20 protein-coding genes, 2 tRNA genes and 1 other RNA gene are annotated in these 19,163 nt (G+C 71.8%); 8 read left to right on the top strand and 15 right to left on the bottom strand.

The window, feature by feature from the left end; translation table 11 throughout:
* Window positions 1–8 precede the first annotated feature (8 nt).
* The 3 genes from ABT369_RS36155 to ABT369_RS36145 form a co-directional block, all read right to left on the bottom strand.
* Complete coding sequence (locus ABT369_RS36155; protein WP_350618994.1) at window positions 9–284, bottom strand: DUF6232 family protein; 276 nt, start codon at window positions 282–284, stop codon at window positions 9–11.
* Window positions 285–565: 281 nt separating this feature from the next.
* Entirely contained in the window at window positions 566–838 is a 273-nt protein-coding gene (locus ABT369_RS36150; protein WP_350618993.1) for a hypothetical protein, read from the bottom strand.
* Window positions 839–1,100: 262 nt separating this feature from the next.
* Window positions 1,101–1,185 (bottom strand) — tRNA-Ser (locus ABT369_RS36145).
* Window positions 1,186–1,239: 54 nt separating this feature from the next.
* On the opposite strand from ABT369_RS36145, the gene ffs reads away from it, so the two are divergent.
* Window positions 1,240–1,333: signal recognition particle sRNA small type (gene ffs, locus ABT369_RS36140), an RNA gene on the top strand.
* 89 nt (window positions 1,334–1,422) lie between these two features.
* Complete coding sequence (locus ABT369_RS36135; RefSeq protein WP_350618992.1) at window positions 1,423–4,059, top strand: DNA polymerase III subunit gamma and tau; 2,637 nt, start codon at window positions 1,423–1,425, stop codon at window positions 4,057–4,059.
* A gap of 583 nt (window positions 4,060–4,642) precedes the next feature.
* Here ABT369_RS36135 and ABT369_RS36130 read toward each other — a convergent pair.
* Window positions 4,643–6,391, bottom strand: coding sequence for an ATP-binding protein (locus tag ABT369_RS36130; protein WP_350618990.1), 1,749 nt, complete (start codon window positions 6,389–6,391; stop codon window positions 4,643–4,645).
* Window positions 6,392–6,647: 256 nt separating this feature from the next.
* A tRNA-Ser gene (locus ABT369_RS36125) sits at window positions 6,648–6,734 on the bottom strand.
* A gap of 68 nt (window positions 6,735–6,802) precedes the next feature.
* Between ABT369_RS36125 and deoD the strand changes: the two genes are divergently transcribed.
* Entirely contained in the window at window positions 6,803–7,510 is a 708-nt protein-coding gene (gene deoD, locus ABT369_RS36120; RefSeq protein WP_350618988.1) for a purine-nucleoside phosphorylase, read from the top strand.
* A 139-nt stretch (window positions 7,511–7,649) separates the two neighbouring features.
* On the opposite strand, the gene ABT369_RS36115 is transcribed toward deoD, so the two are convergent.
* Genes ABT369_RS36115 through ABT369_RS36100 form a run of 4 tightly spaced genes read right to left on the bottom strand, consistent with a single transcriptional unit; the run spans window position 7,650 to window position 10,973 of the window.
* Window positions 7,650–8,813, bottom strand: a complete 1,164-nt coding sequence (locus tag ABT369_RS36115) for an ABC transporter permease (protein ID WP_350618986.1) — start codon at window positions 8,811–8,813, stop codon at window positions 7,650–7,652.
* Window positions 8,810–9,460, bottom strand: a complete 651-nt coding sequence (locus ABT369_RS36110; RefSeq protein WP_350618984.1) for an ABC transporter ATP-binding protein — start codon at window positions 9,458–9,460, stop codon at window positions 8,810–8,812. The genes ABT369_RS36115 and ABT369_RS36110 overlap by 4 nt, the downstream gene beginning before the upstream one ends.
* The gene (locus ABT369_RS36105) at window positions 9,457–10,485 is read right to left on the bottom strand and encodes a peptidoglycan-binding protein (RefSeq protein WP_350618982.1); all 1,029 of its coding nucleotides are present in this window, start codon (window positions 10,483–10,485) and stop codon (window positions 9,457–9,459) included. The genes ABT369_RS36110 and ABT369_RS36105 overlap by 4 nt, the downstream gene beginning before the upstream one ends.
* Window positions 10,482–10,973 carry a hypothetical protein gene (locus ABT369_RS36100; RefSeq protein WP_350618980.1) on the bottom strand — a complete coding sequence of 164 codons (492 nt, stop codon included), beginning with the start codon at window positions 10,971–10,973 and terminating at the stop codon, window positions 10,482–10,484. The genes ABT369_RS36105 and ABT369_RS36100 overlap by 4 nt, the downstream gene beginning before the upstream one ends.
* A gap of 88 nt (window positions 10,974–11,061) precedes the next feature.
* Between ABT369_RS36100 and ABT369_RS36095 the strand changes: the two genes are divergently transcribed.
* The 4 genes from ABT369_RS36095 (at window position 11,062) to ABT369_RS36080 (ending at window position 14,090) form a co-directional block, all read left to right on the top strand.
* Window positions 11,062–11,718, top strand: a complete 657-nt coding sequence (locus ABT369_RS36095; protein WP_350618978.1) for a response regulator transcription factor — start codon at window positions 11,062–11,064, stop codon at window positions 11,716–11,718.
* Window positions 11,715–12,860: a sensor histidine kinase gene (locus tag ABT369_RS36090; RefSeq protein WP_350618976.1), complete on the top strand. Its 1,146-nt coding sequence runs from the start codon at window positions 11,715–11,717 to the stop codon at window positions 12,858–12,860. The genes ABT369_RS36095 and ABT369_RS36090 overlap by 4 nt, the downstream gene beginning before the upstream one ends.
* A 142-nt stretch (window positions 12,861–13,002) precedes the next feature.
* A complete protein-coding gene (locus ABT369_RS36085) occupies window positions 13,003–13,629 on the top strand; it encodes a TetR/AcrR family transcriptional regulator (protein WP_350618974.1) in 627 nt (208 codons plus the stop codon).
* Window positions 13,629–14,090: an acyl-CoA thioesterase gene (locus ABT369_RS36080; RefSeq protein ID WP_350618972.1), complete on the top strand. Its 462-nt coding sequence runs from the start codon at window positions 13,629–13,631 to the stop codon at window positions 14,088–14,090. Before ABT369_RS36085 ends, ABT369_RS36080 begins: the two co-directional genes overlap by 1 nt.
* Here ABT369_RS36080 and ABT369_RS36075 read toward each other — a convergent pair.
* The 5 genes from ABT369_RS36075 to ABT369_RS36055 form a co-directional block, all read right to left on the bottom strand.
* Window positions 14,046–14,474: a nucleoside deaminase gene (locus ABT369_RS36075; RefSeq protein ID WP_350619112.1), complete on the bottom strand. Its 429-nt coding sequence runs from the start codon at window positions 14,472–14,474 to the stop codon at window positions 14,046–14,048. The two genes, ABT369_RS36080 and ABT369_RS36075, sit on opposite strands and share 45 nt — an antisense overlap.
* Before the next feature lie 20 nt (window positions 14,475–14,494).
* Window positions 14,495–15,022 (bottom strand): tRNA adenosine deaminase-associated protein, encoded by a 528-nt coding sequence (locus tag ABT369_RS36070; protein ID WP_350618970.1) that lies wholly within the window; start codon window positions 15,020–15,022, stop codon window positions 14,495–14,497.
* A gap of 187 nt (window positions 15,023–15,209) precedes the next feature.
* Complete coding sequence (locus tag ABT369_RS36065; RefSeq protein ID WP_350618968.1) at window positions 15,210–15,377, bottom strand: hypothetical protein; 168 nt, start codon at window positions 15,375–15,377, stop codon at window positions 15,210–15,212.
* A 47-nt stretch (window positions 15,378–15,424) separates the two neighbouring features.
* On the bottom strand, window positions 15,425–15,934 hold the full coding sequence (locus tag ABT369_RS36060; protein WP_350618966.1) for a hypothetical protein: 510 nt from the start codon (window positions 15,932–15,934) through the stop codon (window positions 15,425–15,427).
* Between the two features lie 23 nt (window positions 15,935–15,957).
* On the bottom strand, window positions 15,958–17,091 hold the full coding sequence (locus ABT369_RS36055; protein ID WP_350618964.1) for an NHL repeat-containing protein: 1,134 nt from the start codon (window positions 17,089–17,091) through the stop codon (window positions 15,958–15,960).
* A 114-nt stretch (window positions 17,092–17,205) separates the two neighbouring features.
* Here ABT369_RS36055 and ABT369_RS36050 point away from each other — a divergent pair, with 114 nt between their 5' ends.
* Window positions 17,206–18,210 (top strand): prephenate dehydrogenase, encoded by a 1,005-nt coding sequence (locus ABT369_RS36050; RefSeq protein ID WP_350618962.1) that lies wholly within the window; start codon window positions 17,206–17,208, stop codon window positions 18,208–18,210.
* Here the strand turns inward: ABT369_RS36050 and mtnA are convergent.
* Entirely contained in the window at window positions 18,169–19,158 is a 990-nt protein-coding gene (mtnA, locus tag ABT369_RS36045; protein ID WP_350618960.1) for an S-methyl-5-thioribose-1-phosphate isomerase, read from the bottom strand. The genes ABT369_RS36050 and mtnA overlap by 42 nt on opposite strands.
* Between the last annotated feature and the right edge of the window lie 5 nt (window positions 19,159–19,163).

The raw sequence follows: 19,163 nt of genomic DNA, 5'->3' as shown, positions 1-19,163 counted from the left end.
GGTCACGGTCAGCTCACCGCACCGGTGCGGTCGCGCCATTCCAGCGCCCGGATCAGGGCGCGGCGCACCTGGCCGAAGGTCTGCCGATCGGTGCTGTGGAACAGCCGCACGTCGTGCTGGCCGTAGCGGGCACGGATCTCCTGGGCCGGGCGGGAGCGGCCGGAGCGCGGGTGGTGCAGCACATAGACGCCCTCGAGAAAGTCCAGGCGGTACTGCACGGGTGACGGGCGCAGGATCACGACGTGGTCGGTGGTCACGATCAGGTCGGGGCCTTGATAAAACATTCGCATTTCCCTTCCCCTCGGCCTTGCTCAAGGGGCCGGTCGTGCGGTATGGATAACATCAGGTATCGATGCTGCCGCTCCGCGTGACCGAAGTGGCGGCCGCAACGGAAAACAGCGCCCGGTGACCGCCGGGCGCTGTTGCGTTTTCCGCCACTCGCCCCCTCGTGGCTCTCCTTCGATGGTTGCATGGCCGCATACCTGTGCGCCAGCTCTCAATCTGCCATATCGCAGAGTGCTGAGAAGCCGGTTGCATAGCGCGGCGACGCCCTGGGTGGCCGGCGTCAGATCGGCAGCGGGTCGGTGCGGCACTCCAGGGCACGGATCAGGGCCCTGCGCACGGCGCCGAATGTCGCCCGATCGGTGGTGTAGAAGAGGCGTACGTCGGTCGAGCCGAGGCGCGCGCGAATCTCGCGCCCCACCCGGAAGCCGGCCCCCCAACCGTGCTTCACGACATACGGCGCCACGATCTGTTCGAGCGGGAACCGCAGCTCCCGCGGGTGCAGGACGACCACGTGCGTGCTGGTGATCAGGATGTCCGAGCTCCGGTAGAACATCGCTGCCCCCTCCGACAGGTAATCAGATGGTCGCACGCGGTGTCACGCCGGAGAAGGCATCGACCTGCCACATCGCAGATGGCGACATGACGTTTGCCTGTCCGGCGGATGTCGTTCCGGGAGTCCGGCTTCGCCCGGTGGCCGCACCAGGGCATGAGACGCTCGCCACACTCGGCTGTGCGCCATCTGCGGCCTTCGCGCCAGGAGCGGCAACGCCGGGCCCCGGTGAGCGGTAGCCCGGCGTTTCGCCTGGTAGAACCGGCGGAGGATACGAGATTCGAACTCGTGAGGGTTTTATCCCAACACGCTTTCCAAGCGTGCGCCCTAGGCCTCTAGGCGAATCCTCCGTGCGCCAGGATACCCATCGCTCGCCGGGTTCGTGCACCGGGTATTGTGGTCCGTAAGCCGCTCGTGCGGCGACACCTCATGAACCTCCCCAGGGCCGGAAGGCAGCAAGGATAAGTGAGCTCTGTCGGGTGCACGAGCGGTGTTTCATATCCGAGCCCGCCCGCGTGACGCCCCGCCGAAAGTGTCGGTGGTCGGGAGTACGGTGGTCCCGGCTCTAGTCGATCGGAGGACCGCTGGTGGCGCTCGCGCTCTACCGCAAGTACCGGCCTCGGACGTTCGCCGAGGTCATCGGCCAGGAGCACGTCACCGAGCCGCTGTCGCAGGCGCTGCGCTCCGGACGACTCAACCACGCCTACCTCTTCTCCGGCCCGCGCGGCTGCGGCAAGACGAGTAGCGCCCGCATCCTGGCCCGCTCCCTCAACTGCGAGCGCGGCCCGACCCCGGAGCCGTGCGGCGAGTGCCAGTCCTGCCGGGACCTCGCGCCCGACGGCTCCGGCTCGATCGACGTCATCGAGATCGACGCGGCCAGCCACGGCGGCGTCGACGACGCGCGCGACCTGCGCGAGCGGGCGTTCTTCGCCCCGGTGTCGAGCCGCTTCAAGGTCTACGTCATCGACGAGGCCCACATGGTGTCCTCGGCCGGCTTCAACGCGCTGCTCAAACTGGTCGAGGAGCCGCCGGACTACGTCAAGTTCGTCTTCGCGACCACCGAGCCGGAGAAAGTCCTCGGGACGATCAAGTCCCGGACCCACCACTACCCCTTCCGGCTGATTCCCCCGGGCGTCCTGCGGCCCTATATCGAGCAGCTCACCGTCGCGGAGGGCGTGAAGGTCGAGCCCACGGTCTTCCCGCTGGTCGTCCGCGCCGGCGCCGGCTCCGCCCGAGACACCCTGTCGGTGCTCGACCAGCTCATCGCGGGCGCGGGCGAGGACGGCGTCACCTACAGCCGCGCGGTCGCCCTGCTCGGCGTCACCGACGTGGCTCTCATCGACGAGATGTGCGAGTCCCTGGCCGCCGACGACGGCCGCGGCGCCTACGGCGTCATCGACCGCGTGGTCGAGGCCGGCCACGACCCGCGCCGCTTCGCCTCCGACCTCCTCGAGCGCCTGCGCGACCTGATCGTCATGCAGCAGGTGCCCGACGCCGTCGACAAGGGCCTGCTGGACGCCCCGCACGACCAGCTCGACCGCATGGCCGCGCAGGCCTCCCAGCTCGGCCAGGCCACCCTCTCGCGCTTCGCCGACATCGTGCACAACGGCCTCACCGAGATGCGCGGCACCACGGCCCCGCGCCTGCTGCTCGAGCTCATCACCGCGCGCATGCTCCTGCCGGGCGCGGACGATTCGAGCTCGGCCCTGCTGCAGCGCCTTGAGCGCATGGAGCGCCGCCTCCAGGCCGGCGGCGTCCCCGCCGCTCCGGTTGCGCCTGCTCCGGTGTCCCCCGCTCCCGCGCCTACTCCTGCCCCGGCCGCCGACAGTGGGAACCGGGGCCTGGATTACATTCGCGACGCCCGCTCGAACGCCGCCCCGCCCGCGGCGCCGACGCCGCCCAGCACCTGGTCCGAGACCCCTTCGCCTGCGCCCGCACCCACGCCTGCGCCCCCAGCTGCCGATCCGGCCCCGCCCGCTCCAGTCGCTCCGCCCGCTCCAGTCGCCTCGGCCGCTCCGGTCGCTCCGCCCGCTCCAGTCGCCCCGGCCGCTCCGGTGAACAGCGGCGGCGGAGGCATGGACGCCGACGCGATCCGCCGAGTCTGGCCCGACCTGCTGGCCCTGGTGAACGACAAGAGCAAGAAAGCCGGCGCCATCATCCGCGAGGCAACGGTCCAGGACGTCGAGGGCACCACGCTGGTGCTCGGCTTCAAATACTCGACGCACGCCGACATGCTCAACGCCTCCCCGGACGTGTTGCTGAAGGCCCTGCAGGAACTGCTCGGCGGCCGCTGGCAGGTGCGGTGCGAGGTGGGCGGCCAGCCGGGCGGCGGGGGCGGCGGCAACCGCCCCGCGCCCCCGAAGCCCACGCCCCAGCCCTCCGGCCCATCGGCCCCGACGTCCGGCCCGCCTTCGGGTCCGGCCGGCGGCCAGTCGTACGGCGCACCGCCTCAGCAGGCTCGGCCCCAGAGCGCCCGTGCCGCGTCTCCCTCCGCTTCTGCCACTGCCTCTACCGCCTCCTCGGCCACCTCCTCGATCGCCTCCTCGACCGCGGACGAGGAGTGGCCGGTCGCCGCGGTCCCTGGCGGCGCGGTGGCGAGCGCTCCCGCCCCGGCGGAGGACTGGCCGACTCCGGCGACCCCACCGGCGCCCGTCACCGTCTCCCAGCCGCCGGCCGCCGTCGCTCAGCCGCCGAGCACCGTGCCCGCCCACTCGTCCGTGTCGGCACCCCCCGTCATCGCGGCCCCTCCCGCGGCGCCCGCCACGTCCAGTTCGTCCGCATATGCCGGAAACGCCGCCCCAAATCCGGCCGCATCTGTCTCCAGCGGGAACACGGCGACAACGGGCGGCCCCAATACCGCCGCTCCCGCCCGCCCGCGGCAGGGCGGTTCCAGCGCTCTGGAGAAGGCTCGCGAGGCCGCCAGTCGGGCTGCGGCGTCCGCGGCCGGCAGCACTCGCCGCCCCAACGCGGGCCCGGCACCGGCGGCCGGAGGCCAGCCAGCGGGGCGCGGTGGAAACTCGGCCTGGGACGGCACGGCGGCGGAAGAGCCTCCGTTCGATCCCGAGTACGACTCGCCGGTCACCGACCCGCGCTTTCCTGGCCTCGACCCGGGCGACGAACTGCTCGATGACGCGTCGGAGGTTCGGGAAACGAGCGAGGAGGCGGCTGTTCGGCTGCTGATAGAGACGTTCGGCGCCGAGAAGATCACCGAGGTCAGCAGTTAGCCCCACGCCGCTGGACCACACCCGCCGGGCTCGCGAGCGCTGGCGGACTTCGGCTCAGATCCGCGAGTCCGCCCCATAGCTGCGGCGCGTCACGCTCATGAGGTCCACTACGCCGGGTCGGGCGGCGCCTTGAGACCACGGACTGCGCGGTGACGATTCGTCCTCGTCAACGTCGCCGAAGCTCCACTTAACTGGGATATAAATTGCAAGTATGCGTAGTGACGCGCCAAGCTGTCGCTGCCCTTCCGTTCGCGGCCGCACAAGACCCGGCGATGCCTGGGTAGACGCGCCGCCGAGCGGCCACGCTGGTGTGAGCCGCCGACGCGTATTGCGGCGACGCGGCTGAGACGAAAAAGGAGGTGCCGGGCGTTTCTGCTGGCCGCTGGCGGTGGCGCGGGGATTCGAAGCCCGGGAGGGCTTGCACCCTCACACGCTTTCGAGGTCTGCCTTCCTCCGGCCGTGGAGGTCCGTAGGGTTCACGAGCTGGGTGCGGGTGACACGGTGGACCGCCGAGGCCGTCGGCGGGCGCTGACGAATGAGACGATCCCGATTGGTTGAACGTTGGCACTCGCGGCGCGCGACCTCAGGCTTCCGGATTCTGCGGTACCGGCCGATAGCGAGCGGTCCGCGATCGTGGCTGGCCAGTCATCTCCACCAGACCCCGCTCCCGGAGCACTTTCAAGGCGCGAAAGACCTGGTGCGGCTTCAAGCCGGTGCGCTCCTCGATCTCGCTTCGAGACGACCCCTCGGCGGAGAGCACGCCAATCACCCGAGCCGAGTGCCGGGTCAGGTCGTCGTCCGTCTTCGATGGCCCGTCAGGCTGGTCCGGCCGAAGCGGATCGTTCGAGGGGAGGCGATACGTTGTCGTTCCCCGCGTTCCCTCCTGTTCGATCAGACCCCGTTCGACAAGGTCCCGCAGTTCGCGAGTGACCGTCCGGCTGTCCTGCATGCCAGTGGACGCTCGATAGGTGCTGTTCGTCATCACGACGCCGTTGCGCATCATCACCAAGGCGCTCATTTGCGACCTCGACAGCGGCCGGTTGTCGAGGGACTGCAGCCATTCGAGCGCTTCCTGGTCGAGCAGTGTGTGATTCGGGAACTCCGCGGTGAACGATGAGATTGAGTCGGTGAAATGCGGCGGCTCCATGCCGGCTTCGGTGAGCGCGATCCGGATCCGGGTGATTCCACTCCCGCGGTTCTCACACACCATATGACCATCGAAGTACGGCGTATCCTCCAGGATCTTGAGCAGGGCCTTGTTCCGTGATGACGTGACGCCGGTAATGCCCAGCGCGCCGACGTCGACCGGCCCGTAGAGCCCGCCGGGGTTACGGATCACCAGCCGATCCGGGTACATCTCGACCTGGACCTGCATGCCGCGCGCGAAATCTGAGTAGTCTCGGTGGACCAGCGCGTTGACCAACGCCTCGCGCAGGACCTCTTCTGGGTACTCCCACTCGTCGATGCGGAAGATGCCTGAAACGATGCTGCGTCGCTTCATGTTGCGCTTCAGGATGCGCACGCACTCGTTCACGATGAACGGGATCGAACCGTCCACGGACCGGTTCTCGGTGAACCGTTCACCGGCCGGGCCCAGCACACCGGGTTCGCTGGTGGGGTAGGCGACAAAGGTGAGGTTGAGCTGCGGCTCGAAGGTCTGCGGATAGATGCCGAACGTCAGCAGGCCGGCCAGCGTCGGCACGAGCCTGCCCTCGTGGACGGTCAGGACGTTGAGCATCGCCAGGGCGTGTTCGTCGTCGATCTTCCGAAAGATCTCGCCTCTGGTCTCTCGAATCCGGTGGAGGAATCGACCGAGTGCGTCCTGGTCCAGGTCTGCAACGCTGGCATCGGGCATGGCCCGGACGTCGTGCTTCTGCTCGGTACGGTTTGCGAGCAGCACGGCGACCTCGTAGTCGGTGAGCCGCCGGTCTCCGTCGCCGACCCGAATCCGCGACCCGGCCCAGGGCCCAAGGCTTCTCTTGTGGCACGGGCGCTGATCGCGTGGTGTCGGTGGGACTGAGCAGGCGACGACGTTCTTGCCGTCGATGGCGACCGTGAAGATCTCCGCCCGGACGGCCGGCTCCATCTCCGCGCATACCGCGCCGATCTGGCTCTCCATCGCACCGGCATCAGTGACACCCACCGCGGCGAAGCCGGATCGTTCATCGACACCCAGCAGGATGCAGCCACCCTGAGCATTGGCGAACGCGCTGACCGTCTCCCAGAGCGTGGCCGGTAGCCCTCCCTGCGAGCGCTTGACCTCGCAGAGGAAGTGATCGTTGCCGAGCTGCTGCAACTCGGCGAGTAGGGCAGGAACATCCGCTGGGATCATGCATGCTCCCTCTCACGGGCCTGTGCGACATGCTGTAGTACAGGGCTGCGTTCTGTACTACAGCATGCCAGATTCCATGTAGTACAGCGCGCGACTTGTAGTACAGCGCGTGTCGATCAAGGTGCAGGAGAGGGATCAGTGAGGCCGCCAAGGACGCGCAGACCACCCGCACGGCAACCGAGACGAATTGCGACTGAAATGCCGAACGCCCGGTCCACTCCGAGAGGAGCGCCGGGCGTTCTCGCTGGCCAGAGTGCGGTGGCGCGGGGATTCGAACCCCGGGAGGGCTTGCACCCTCACACGCTTTCGAGGCGTGCTCCTTAGGCCACTCGGACACGCCACCGCCGATGAGGTTACCTGACTCCCCGGGGCCATCCGCGCGGGGGCTCGCCGTTTGGCAGGATCACCCCTATGAGCACGCATATCGGCGCCGAGCCGGGTCAGATTGCCGAGCGAGTCCTCATGCCTGGGGACCCGCTGCGAGCCAAGTGGATCGCCGAAACGTACCTCAAGGATGCCCGCTGCTACTCGACCGTGCGGAACATGCTCGGGTTCACCGGGACGTACGAGGGCGTCGAGGTCTCCGTGCAGGGGTCCGGCATGGGCATGCCCTCGGCGAGTATCTACGCGCACGAACTGATCAACGACTACGGGGTCAAGGCGTTGATCCGGGTCGGCAGCTGCGGGGCGATCCGCGATGAGCTCAAGCTTCGCGACGTCGTGGCCGCCATCGGGTCCAGCACCGACTCCAACATGAACCGCGCCCGGTTCGACGGGCTCATCGACTATGCGCCCGTCGCCGACTTCGGGCTGTTGCGCACGGCCGTCGACGTCGCCGCGGAGCAGGGGGTCTCCATGCGCGTCGGGCCGATCCTCGCCGCCGACGCCTTCTACACCGATCGGCCCGACCTCTACGACCGCCTCGCCGACTACGGGGTGCTCGCGGTGGAGATGGAGTCCGCGGCGCTCTACACGATCGCGGCCCGCTACAACGCCCGCGCGCTCACGCTGCTCACGGTCTCGGATCACATCAAGACCGGCGAGCGGACCACGGCGCAGGAGCGCGAGCAGACGTTCTCGCAGATGGTCGAGATCGCGCTCAAGACGATCATCCAGTAAAAGCGGGCATAATGTATAAATCCGATATGTCGCGGCGCGAAGCGCCCGACATATCGGATCTACATCAGGCCGCCGGGGAAGGGCACGCCGCATCAAGCCGCCAGCGCCGCCGTCGTAGAAGACAGGCGAGAGGGCTTGATCAGGCCGCCAGCGCCGCCGTCGGGGACAGGCGAGCGGCGCGCATCGCCGGGTAGAGCCCCGCCACAGCCCCGATCACCAGCGTGGCCAGGAAGCCGCCGACCAAAGACCAGAGCGGCAACACCGCCGGCCACGAGCGCCACGCGGCGTACGACTCCGTCACCAGCAGGCCCAGCAGCACCCCGAAGAAGCCGCCCAGGCCGGCCAGGAGCAGGGACTCCGCCAGGAACTGGGCTCGGATGTCCCGCCGCCGGGCGCCCAGGGCGCGCCGCAGGCCGATCTCCGGCCGGCGTTCCAGCACCGAGATGACCATCGTGTTCGCGACCCCCACGCCGCCGACCAGCAGGGCCACCGCGCCCAGGCCCAGTAGGAGGCCGGTGTACGCCTGGTCCGTCGCGGCCTTCGCCGCCAGCGCGTCCGAGGGGCGGGAGACCTGCACCTCGTTCGGCGCGGCGGGGTTGGCGGTCGCGGCCAGCACGTCGGCCACGGACGATACGGCGTCGTCGCGCGAGCGGCTGTAGATGGTCGTCGCGTAGCCGTCGAAGCCGAGCACCGACGTGGCCACGGGCCAGCCGACGAGGGCGGCGGAGTCCAGCTCGGGCGCCAGCGGTACCGGATCCAGGATGCCCACCACCGTGAACCAATGCCCGCCGAGCCAGACGTTCAGGCCCAGGCCGTCGGTCAGGCCCAGGATCTCGGCCGCCCGCGAGCCCAGGACCACGGTGGGGTAGGTCGGCGCCGCCAGCCAGGTGCCGGCGTGGACGGTCGCGCCGACCGTGCCCGGCAGCGTCGTGCGCGCCGCGAGGACCGCGATGCCGCCGGACTCCGCCGAGGGGATGCGGTCGGTGCGGTACACGTGCGCCGACGTGACCCGCCCGGTCGCCGACACCGTGGTGACGGGGCCGATGCGCGCGACCATGGCCTCGGCCTCCTCGGGCAGGTGGGAGGCGTCGCCGAAGAACGACTTGCCGGGGCCGACGGTGAGCAGGTTGGTGCCGAGCGCGGCCAGGCGGCGGTCGACCTCGGCGCGGCTGGAGGTCGAGATGCCCACGACCGCGACCATCGCGGCGATGCCGATCGCGATCCCGAGCGCGGAGAGCACGACCCGCAGCGGCCGCGTCCGCAGCCCCGCGGAGCCGAGGCGCAGAATGTCCGTAAATTTCATGACAGACGACCGTCCAGCAGCGAGATCTGCCGGGGCAGCGACGAAGCGATGTCACGGTCGTGCGTGATCACCACGACCGTCGTCCCCGATGCACACAGCGAGCCCAGCAGGGCCATGACCTGGGAACCGGCCGCGCTGTCCAGGTTGCCCGTGGGCTCGTCGGCCAGCAGGAGCGGCGGCGAGCCGATCACCGCCCGCGCGATCGCCACCCGCTGCCGCTCGCCGCCCGAGAGCTCGTGCGGGCGGTGGGCGAGGCGGTGCCCGAGGCCCACGCGCTCCAGGGCCGCGGCCGCCTGGCGCCGGCGGGAGGGGAGGGCCACGCCGGCATAGAGCAGCCCGTCGGCCACGTTGTCCAGCGCCGACCTGCCCGGCGCGAGGTGGAACTGCTGGAAGACGAACCCGATGGTCGTGGCGCGCAGCCGGGACAGGCCGGCGTCGGAGAGCGCGGACACGTCCCGGCCGTCGAGGCGCACGGTACCGCTCGTCGGCACGTCCAGCGCGCCGATGAGGTGCAGCAGCGTCGACTTGCCCGAGCCCGACGGGCCGACGATGGCGACCAGCGCGCCCGCCTCGACGCGCAGCGAGACGTCGTCGAGGGCGACGACGCCGCCCGGGTACACCTTCCGGACCGACTCGAGCGCGATCATCCGGCGACTCCGACCGTCAGGCCCGCGTCCAGGCCGGGGCCGGAGACCTCGACGCGCCCGGAGGCGAAGAGGCCGGTCCGCACCGCCACGATGCGAGTCGTACCGCCATCGACGACCTGCAGCCCGTAGCCGCCCTCGGCCAGCGCCACCAGCGCGCCGACCGGCACGATGAGGACGTCCGGGCGCTGCTCCGACACCAGAATCACGGTCACCGGCGCCGCGTCGTAGGTGCCCAGCTTCTCCTGGTCGGCGACGGTCACGGTCACGTCCACGGTCACCTTGGTCTGGTTGTTCTGCACCGATGCCGTGGCCACCGCCCCGATCGCGGCGATCTTCCCCGGCACCTCGCGGTCGTCCGGCAGCTTCACGGTGGCGTCGGCCCCGACGGCCGCGAGGCGCTGCTCGGTCACGTCGAGCTGGACGGTGACCAGCCGGGTCGAGCCCGTCCACTGCAGGATCGGGCCGGCCGCGTTGTCGCCGAGGTGCGCCTTGACCTCGCCCACGCGCACGGCGTCGGGCGCGACGACGATCCGGCCGAGCTCGACCGTTCCCGTCTCCGGCAGCCCGAGGTCCGACTGCCAGTCGCGCACGGCGTCGGCGGTGGCGCCGGTGAACGCGTCGTCGGCGGTGAAGCCCTTGTACCCGAGCGCGGCCAGGTTGGCCTCGAACGCGCGCACGTCCTCGCCCTCGTCGCCCGGCTTCAGCGCGCGGTAGAAGGGCGCCGCGGCGTAGAACAGCACGACGGGGCGGCCGTCGGCGCGGTACAACACCTCGTTGCGCCGCACCGTGGACCCCTCGGCCGGCAGCCCGGTGACGATGCCGGGCAGGCGGCCGTTGACCGTCACCGGATCGCCGAAGCCGAGCGTGCCGTCCACGGTCTCGGTCGCGGTGAGCGTGCCCTTGGTGATCGTGGCGGTCTTCACGGCCGGCGCCGCGCTCGTCGCGGGAGCCGGACGGTTGAGGCCGACGTAAGCCGCCACCCCCGCCACGACGAGCACGGGCACAAGCCACACCAGATGTTTCACCGCCCCACCACCGACTTGCAGGCCTCGGCCGCGGCCTTGAAGGTGGGCGAGTTGAAGTCCAGGCCGCTGTTGAGGATCGCGGAGACGCCCGTGTTCGGGTCCGGGTCCGGCATGTCGACCCCGTGCTCGCGCATGCACTTGGCGAAGGCCCGCGCCTGCTCCAGTTGCTGCGGCGAGAGGTTCTCGAGGGTCCCGCCGTTGGGCAGGTACCGCTGGCAGGCCGAAGCCGCCGACACCGCCTTGTTCCGGTCGCCGCCGGTGGCGTTCGGGTCGAACTGGATGTTGCCGTCGGGGCCGGGATCGGGCACGTCGACCCCGTGCTCGCGCATGCACTTCGCGAACTGACGGTTGGCCTCAGCCTTGTCGACCGCGGCCGAGGCCGAGGGCTTCGCGGTGCCCTGGTCGGCCGAGGCCACCGACGGGCCGGACGGCTTCGACGAGCACCCGAACAGCAGCAGGCAGGAGAGCAGAACCAGCAGCTTCTTCATGCGGCCCAGTCAAGGGGCGCGGCCGTAAGCGGGGCGTCAGCACCGGCGCTTATCCCCGCCTTACGGTCGCGGCGGGCACGATGAGGGCATGCGAGTGCTGGTGGTCGAGGACGAGCAGCTGCTGGCCGACGCCGTCGCCGAAGGTCTGCGCCGGGAGTCGTTCGCGGTCGACGTCGCCTACGACGGCTCGGGGGCCCTGGAACGGCTAGGGGTCAACGAGTACGACGTGGTGATTCTCGATCGCGACCTGCCCGGCGTCGACGGCGACGAGGTCTGCCGCCAGGTGAGCGCGCGGCTGCCCGACACCCGCATCCTCATGCTCACCGCGGCCTCGGCCGTGGCCGAGCGGGTCGCCGGGCTGTCCCTCGGCGCCGACGACTACCTGGGCAAGCCCTTCGCGTTCACCGAGCTGGTGGCCCGGGTCCGGGCCCTGGGCCGGCGCGCCCGCGCGGCCGCCCCGCCGGTGCTGGAGCGCGGCGACCTGCGGCTGGACCCGAACCGGCGCGAGGTGTTCCGCGACGGGCACTACGTGGGGCTGACCCGCAAGGAGTTCGCGGTGCTGGAGGAGCTGCTGCGGGCCGGGGGTGCCGTCGTCTCGGCCGAGCAGCTGCTGGAGCGGGCCTGGGACGAGCACATCGACCCGTTCACCAACGTGCTGCGGGTGACCGTGATGACGCTGCGCCGCAAGCTGGGCGATCCGCCCGTGATCGAGACCGTCGCCGGAGTGGGGTACCAGATTCCGTGAAGCACCTGCGCATCCGCGTCCGCCTGACCGCCCTGTTCGGCGCGCTGTTCCTGGCCGGGGGCGTGCTGCTGCTCGGCGTGACGTACCTGCTGGTCCAGCAGAACATCCACCAGCGCAACTCCAACGTCAAGCTCGACGACCTGCCGCCCGAGGTGCGCCAGGCCCTCGGGGTCGACCAGCGGCGCTTCCTCGACCTCGTGCAGCAGCTGCAGGCCCGCCAGGACCAGGTCGAGCAGGCCACCCTCGACGCGCTCGTCACCCAGGGGTCGATCGCGCTCGGCCTGGTGACCGTGATCGGGGTCGGCTTCGGCTGGCTCGTCGCGGAGCGGGCGCTGCGGCCGGTCGAGCGGATCACCGAGACGGCCCGGCGGGTGGCCGGCGGCAACCTGCACGAGCGGATCGCGATGAGCGGGCCGCGGGACGAGATCAAGGAGCTCGCGGACACCGTCGACTCGATGCTGGAGCGGCTCGACCAGGCCTTCGACGGGCAGCGCCGGTTCGCCGCCAACGCCTCCCACGAGCTGCGCACGCCGATCGCCATCAACCGCACGCTCATCGAGGTGGCGCTCGGCCGGCCGGACCCGCCGCCGGAGGTGGTGCAGCTGGGCGAGACGCTGCTGGCCGTGAACGCGCGGCACGAGCGGCTCATCGACGGGCTGCTCACGCTCGTCGCCTCGGACCAGCCGCTGACCGTGCACGAGCGGGTCGACCTGGCCTCGGTGGCGCGGCACGTGGTTTCCGGCCGGGTGGTTTCGGGCCAGGAGGTCTCGGCCGAGTTCGAGCCGGCGGTCGTCGTCGGCGATCCGGTGCTGCTCGAACGGGTCGTGCAGAACCTGGTGGACAACGCGCTGGCGTACAACGTGCCGGACGGGAAGGTCTGGGTGACGACCACGCGGGCCGGGGACCGCGCGCGGCTCGTCGTGGAGAACACGGGGCCCGTCATCCCGCCGTACGAGATCCCGGGCCTCTTCGAGCCCTTCCGGAGACTGCGGTCGCGGACCGGCTCGGCCCGCGGCACCGGGCTGGGGCTGTCGATCGTCCGCTCGGTGGCGGTCGCGCACGGCGGGACGGCCGAGGCCGAGCCGCGCGACGGCGGCGGCGGGCTGCGCGTGACGGTGACCCTGCCAAGTGCACAAGCGTGATGGTGGCGCTGCCCAAAAAAGCGTGACGGTGACCCTGCCACGTGCACAAGCGTGATGGTGGCACTGCCAAAAAAGCGTGACGGTGACCCTGCCCACATAAAACAATCCGATCGGTCGCACTTTTTGTTGGTACCGTCTGAGCATGATTGACGGCCGACTGGCGCGCGGCGAGCGTTCCCGCACCGCCGCCCTCGACGCCGCGGTCGTGCTGGCCACCGAGTCCGGCCTCGAGGGCCTGTCGTTCAACCAGCTCGCCGAGCGCCTCGGGGTGAGCAAGTCCGGCCTCTTCGCGCACTGGCGCACCAAGGAGGAGCTCCAGCTCGCCGCGGTCGACCACGCCGAGGCGCGCTTCACCGAGCGCGTCGTGCGCCCGGCCCTGCACCGGCCGCGGGGCGTGCGCCGGCTGTGGGCGCTGCACGAGCACCGGCTCGCCGACATCTCCTCGGGCGACCTGCCCGGCGGGTGCTTCTTCGGCCTCGCCCAGTTCGAGTTCGTGGCGCGGCCCGGCCCCGTGCAGGCGCGGCTCGCCGCGGCCCTGGAGCGCTGGCACGCGCTGCTCGAGCGGATCATCACCGAGGCCGTCGAGCTGGGCGAGCTCGACCCCGGCACCGACCCGCAGCAGCTGTCCTTCGAGCTCAACGCGCACGGCACGGCGGCCGTGTACGAGTCACGGCTGCGGCCCGCGAGCAACGTCTACGAACACGCGCGCGCCGCCGCCCTCGACCGGCTGCGCGGCCTGAGCCCTCAACCTCACCTTCTGGAGGCGTGATGTCTGGTCATTCGTCTGGGCACGTAGAGCCGTTCACGGTGCACTTCGACGACCTCGACCCGATGGGGATCGTGCACAACGCGCGGTACGCGGTCTTCCTGGAGCGCGCGCTGTCGCAGTGGTGGGGCGAGCGCGGGGTCTCGTTCGCGGGCGGGCGGCCCTCGACCCCCGATGCCGTGCACGCCGTCGCCGAATACTCGATCGCCTACCGGGCCCCGGTCCGCGGCACGGGCGAGATCGGCGTGCACTTCTGGATCGAGTCGCTCGGCGAGAGCAGCGCGGTGTACCGCTTCCGCATCCTCTCCGCCGACGGCGCCACGGTCCACGCGGAGGGCCGGCGGGTCAACGTGAAGCTCGACCCGGGCACGCTGCGCCCGGCCCCGTGGACCGAGGCGGCCCGGGCAGCGGCACGGCCGCTACTCCAAGCGATGGTCCCTGAAGAACTCGCGCAGCAGCGCTGAGGCCTCCTCCGGCAGCACCCCGGCGATCACCTCGGGGCGATGGGTGAGCCGCCGGTCGCGCATGACGTCCCACAGCGAGCCGACCGCGCCCGTCTTGGGCTCCCAGGCGCCGAACACGACCCGCCCGACGCGGGCGAGCACGATCGCGCCCGCGCACATCGTGCACGGCTCGACGGTGACGACGAGCGTGCAGTCCTCGAGCCGCCAGCCGTCGGCCTTGACCGACCGGCGCAGCACCAGCATCTCGGCGTGCGCGGTCGGGTCGCCGGTCAGCTCGCGCTCGTTGTGCGCGGCGGCGAGCTCGGCACCGTCCGGCCCGAGCAGCACCGCCCCGATGGGGACGTCGGCCCCCGCGCCGGCCGCGACCTCCAGCGCGCGGCGCATGGCCGACTCCCACCGGCGGATCACGCCTCGCGCAGCTCCTCGATCTCGTCCCCGGCGCCGACGGCCTGGCAGATCTCCGCCGTGATGTCGGCCGGGAGCATGCCCTCCTGGGCGCACAGCTCCAGCAGCCGCCCGCCGGACACGCCGAGGTCGGCCAGGAGCTCGGGGTCGCCGACGGGCTCGACGTCGGGCTCGGCCGAGGGCCGGTCCTCGTCCTCGTCGTCGGCCTCGTCCGGCTCGTCGACGTCGGCCTCGGCGATCTCGGGCAGCTGCTCCTCGATGTCGCCGAGCAGGATCGCGCCCAGCCGCGAATCCTCGGCGAACACCTGGTCGGAGCCGAAGACCCGCAGATCCTCGCCCTCGTCGAGGCGCAGGATCGCGAGGTAGGCGTCGTCGGACTCGACGAACAGCAGCGAGACGGACGCCTCCGGATCGGCGTCACGCAGACGATCGGTGATCTCTTCGATGTCGGCGACGCCGCTGAGGTCGAGCTCGGCTGCGGCCCAGCCCTCAGCGCCTCGCGTGACAGCGGCAGCGAAGTGCGACACGGTCCCCCCGGTCGGTGCTCGTCGGTACGCGTGAACACTATTCGAGCGGGTTGCGCCTTGCTGGCAAAGGGCCCCCGAGTTCGTCTCGGCGAGTCGTCCTCTTCTTGCGCCCGATCGGGTGAACGCAAACGGGTCCGAAGGGCTGGGCAAGTGCCCAGCGAGGGCTCAGTGAGGGCTTGGCGAGGGCTCAGCCCGCGATGCGGCGCCGGTTGGCGATGAGTTCGCGAAGGCGGTCGGCGCGCATCCGGCGGGGGTGGAGCCGCTCGCGGAGCGCCTTGGCGTCCGCGAGCTCGACCAGCAGCGCGAGCCGCCGGCGTCGCCGCTCGGGGTCGAGCCGCTGCAGCCTCAAAGCCATGTCGCTGAGCGTGATCCTCGCCGGAACGCTCGTCAAGTGAGCGTTTTTCACCACAACAGCCAGTCGCCGCCCGCTAGACGGTAGGCGACGAGAATGCCCGCGATCGCCAGCGCGACACCGCTCGCGGCGGCCACCCCTACCGCCACGCCCCGGTCGCCGAAGCGGGCCAGGATCGCGGCCGCGCCCCAGGCGAGGAACCCGGCGACGATGGACGTCCACACGTAGGCGCGGGCCGAGGAGTTCATGAGCAGCCCGAACAGCAGCATCCAGGCCGCGCCCGCGGCGCCGCCCAGCGCGACCATCTGGCCACGGACGGGCAGCGGCTCCCGATAGGTCGGCCGGGGCTGGCTGACCCGGAACACGGGCGGCTTCAGCGCGCCCTGCCACGCCCCGTAGGCCGCGGCGGGGGTCGGGGGCCGCGAAGTGGGCGGCTGCGCGCTCAGGCGCGGCGGAGGCCCCACGACCGGCGGCCCCATGGCACCCGGCCAGGGGCCGGGCGGGGCGGTCGCCGCGGCGGGACCGCCCGGCTCCTTCCACTGCGACTCGCTCACTGCCACGTCTTGCAGCTTAGCCCGGTGCGTCAGCCGAAGACCGCGAGCCGTTTCCAGCTCGCCCCGGCCACCATGGTGAACTCGCCGCCGGCGACCACCTGGCGCAGCGGTTCGGCGGCGGTCAGCGTGCGCACCCCGACGATGCCGTTGGCCTGCGGCGCCCAGTCCAGCAGGCGGCCGGAGCCGTCGACCGCGGCGAGCTTGACCCGGCTGAGCGAGCCGTCGGTGCAGACGCCCTGGCTGCCGTTCCGGGCGGTCTTGCAGGCGCGGTCGAAGTGCCCGCCGACGTACGCCACGTCGCCGAGCGCCGCCACGGCCTGCACGTCGCCGTCGAAGACCCGCAGCCAGCGCTGCCGTCCGTCGGGCGCGTAGGCCGCGGCCCGGCCGCCCTGCCCGCCCATGCCGGCGTAGACGGTGCCGTCGGCGCCGACGGCCACGGAGTGCACGACGGCCTCGGGGCGCGGCTGGAAGCCCTTGTCGAGCGCGCCGGTCACGGGGTCGACGGCGGTGAGGCGCAGCGAGTTCGAGACGTTGCCGGTCTTGTGGAAGGAGCCGCCGAGGTACACCCGGCCCTTCCCGGCCGCGATCGACTCCACGGCGTCGTCGGTCGTGGGGGTCCACCTGGCGTCCAGCGCGCCCGTGGCCGTGTCGAACGCCGCGAGGTTGGCGCGCCGGGAGGAGTCGATCTGGGTGAAGCGGCCGCCGACGTACAGCCGGCTGCCCTGCACCGCGAGGGTCACCGGCGAACCGGCGATCGCGTGGCTGAACGCATCGACGGCGCCCGAGGTCGCGTCCAGCTTCGCGAGCGAGTCCCGCTTGGCGCCGGAGATGCGTGAGAAGTCGCCCGCCACGTACACAGCGTGACCGTCGGTGGCCAGGGCACGCACGGTGTCGTCCGCGTTCGGGGCCCAGTTCAGCAGCGCTCCGGTGCGCGCGTCGAAGGCCGCCAGTCGGGACCGGGCGACGCTGCGGCCGCCCACGATCGCGTTGCCGAAGGAGCCGCCCACGTAGACGGTTTCGCCCAGGTAGGCGGTGGTGTAGACGGTGCCGTCGAACTGCGGGGAGACTCGCGGGCCCCGCTCGGCTCCGGCCGCGCTCGCGATGCCGCCGGTGAGCACGGCGACGGCCGCGACGGCAGCCGCCACAAAAGGGATAAGTCGCATGGACGCACGGTAACGGGATGTAATCGTGCAAATGTGAACGAATTGGGCCGCATAAGGCGTTCGGCGGCCGTCCCGAGCCGAACGGGTGACCGGGGGGTGTGCGACAGTTCCGCAGTGCGTGATGCGACGTTGAACGTGGCGGTGATCGGCCTCGGGCTGATCGGCGGGTCGGTCCTGCGGGCGCTCGCGGTGCACGGGCACCGGGTGAGCGGCTACGACGCGGACCCGGCGACCAGGGCGACCGCGCGCACGGCCGCGGCCCAGGCCCCGGCCAACGCACGCTGGCACGTGACCGGCTCGATCGCCGATGCCGTGCGCGACGCCGAGCTGGCCGTCGTCGCGGTGCCGCTGCCGGCCGTGGGGGCGGTCTTCGACGAGCTCGCGTCGCTCGGATACGTCGGCGTCGTCACCGACGTCACCTCGGTGAAGGGCCCGGTGCGGGACCTGGCCGCCGACCGCCTGCGCACCGGCGGGCAGGCGCTGGCCACGTTCATCGGCGGGCACCCGATGGCCGGCCGCGAGACGTCCGGCTTCACCGCCGCCGATCCGCGCCTGTTCAACGACTGCGCCTGGGTGCTGTGTCTGACCGAGGACGGCGCCGGCCTGCGCGACTGGGTCGACCTGGCCGCGCTCGTCACGGGCCTCGGGGCCCGGGTCGTGCCGGCCACCGCGGACGAGCACGACGCCGCCACGGCCGCGATCTCGCACGTGCCGCACCTCGTCGCGGCCGCGGTCGCCGCGCTCATCTCCAACGATCCGCTCGCCGGGACGCTCGGGGCGGGCTCCTTCCGCGACGGCACCCGCGTCGCCGCCTCCCGCCCGGAGCTCACCGCGGCGATGTGCGGGGGCAACGCGCCCGCCGTCGGCCGGACGCTCGACGCGGTGCTGGCCGACCTGGCCGCCGCCCGCGCCGCGCTGGACGGGTCCGACCCCATCGGCGCGCTGACCCCCTGGCTCACCCCCGGCCACACCGCGCGCGTGGCCTGGCCGCCGGAGCCGGGCGAGTCCGCCGACCTGCCCGCGCGCGCGGACGTGCTGCTGCGCCTGGGCCGGGTCGGCGGCTGGATCGAGTCCGTGTCAGCCGACCGCAAGACCGTCCGGGCCGTCCGCCCGGCCTGAGAACGTCCGGGCGTCGGTGACCACCGCGGTCACCAGCTCGGCCGGCGTCACGTCGAAGGCCGGGTTGAGCGCGTCGGTGCCCTCGGGCGCCGTGGACCCCGCGACCTCGGCCGCGCCCCGGTCCTCGATCTCCACGTCCGCCCCGGACGCGGTGCCCAGGTCCACCGTGGACTCCGGCGCCACGCAGATGAACGGGATGCCGGCGGCGCGGGCCCCGAGCGCGTGGGCGTACGACCCGATCTTGTTCACCACGTCCCCGTTCGCGCAGATCCGGTCCGCGCCGAGGATGACGGCGTCGACCTCGCCGCGCGCCATGAGGAACGGTCCGGCCGAGTCGACGGCGAGCCGGTGCGGCACCCCGGCGCGGCGCAGCTCCCACGTGGTGAGCCGCGCCCCTTGCAGCAACGGCCGGGTCTCGCTGGCGACCACCCCGCCGAGCCGCCCCCGCCGGTGCAGCTCGAAGACCACCGCGAGCGCGGTGCCGTCCACGACCGTGGCCAGCCCGCCCGTGTTGCAGTGGGTGAGCAGCCGCGCGCCGTCCCCGCAGAGCTTCTGCACGAGGTCGGCCCCGCGCTGCGCCATGCTCCGGGAACTGGCGATCTCCTCGTCCCGGATGCGCAGCGCCTCCGCCAGCACCGCGTCGAAGGACGGCAACAGCGCCGCCGCCCGTTGCGCGCCGCGCGCCAGGTTGACCGCCGTCGGCCGCGCCGTTCGCAGCAGGTGTACCGCCTGAGCCCGCTCCCGCTCCCCCTCGAACTGCTTCGCGGCGAGCGCGACCCCGAGCGCCCCCGCGACCCCGAGCGCCGGCGCTCCCCGCACCCGCAGCCGCTGGATCGCCTCGACGAGCGAGTCGACGGTCTCCAGCCGCAGCACGACGTGCTCGTGCGGCAGCCGGGTCTGATCCACCAGGACCACGGCCCCGTCATTCCAGTCAATTGTGAACTTCAATGCAA

It is taken from the genome of Dactylosporangium sp. NPDC000244 (genome assembly GCF_040300725.1).
Classification (GTDB): Bacteria; Actinomycetota; Actinomycetes; order Mycobacteriales; family Micromonosporaceae; genus Dactylosporangium.
Note: the sequence above shows the minus strand (reverse complement) of the source record. Positions and strands in the feature narration are given on the sequence as shown.

Excerpts from the sequence above, each read along its gene's own strand:
- ABT369_RS36080 (WP_350618972.1), top strand. The coding sequence starts at position 13,629 with ATGTCTGGTCATTCGTCTGGGCACGTAGAGCCGTTCACGGTGCACTTC.
- ABT369_RS36100 (WP_350618980.1), bottom strand. The coding sequence starts at position 10,973 with ATGAAGAAGCTGCTGGTTCTGCTCTCCTGCCTGCTGCTGTTCGGGTGC.
- ABT369_RS36075 (WP_350619112.1), bottom strand. The coding sequence starts at position 14,474 with ATGCGCCGCGCGCTGGAGGTCGCGGCCGGCGCGGGGGCCGACGTCCCC.
- ABT369_RS36095 (WP_350618978.1), top strand. The coding sequence starts at position 11,062 with ATGCGAGTGCTGGTGGTCGAGGACGAGCAGCTGCTGGCCGACGCCGTC.
- ABT369_RS36065 (WP_350618968.1), bottom strand. The coding sequence starts at position 15,377 with ATGGCTTTGAGGCTGCAGCGGCTCGACCCCGAGCGGCGACGCCGGCGG.
- ABT369_RS36115 (WP_350618986.1), bottom strand. The coding sequence starts at position 8,813 with ATGAAATTTACGGACATTCTGCGCCTCGGCTCCGCGGGGCTGCGGACG.
- ABT369_RS36055 (WP_350618964.1), bottom strand. The coding sequence starts at position 17,091 with ATGCGACTTATCCCTTTTGTGGCGGCTGCCGTCGCGGCCGTCGCCGTG.
- ABT369_RS36130 (WP_350618990.1), bottom strand. The coding sequence starts at position 6,391 with ATGATCCCAGCGGATGTTCCTGCCCTACTCGCCGAGTTGCAGCAGCTC.
- ABT369_RS36155 (WP_350618994.1), bottom strand. The coding sequence starts at position 284 with ATGTTTTATCAAGGCCCCGACCTGATCGTGACCACCGACCACGTCGTG.
- ABT369_RS36085 (WP_350618974.1), top strand. The coding sequence starts at position 13,003 with ATGATTGACGGCCGACTGGCGCGCGGCGAGCGTTCCCGCACCGCCGCC.
- deoD (WP_350618988.1), top strand. The coding sequence starts at position 6,803 with ATGAGCACGCATATCGGCGCCGAGCCGGGTCAGATTGCCGAGCGAGTC.
- ABT369_RS36110 (WP_350618984.1), bottom strand. The coding sequence starts at position 9,460 with ATGATCGCGCTCGAGTCGGTCCGGAAGGTGTACCCGGGCGGCGTCGTC.
- ABT369_RS36150 (WP_350618993.1), bottom strand. The coding sequence starts at position 838 with ATGTTCTACCGGAGCTCGGACATCCTGATCACCAGCACGCACGTGGTC.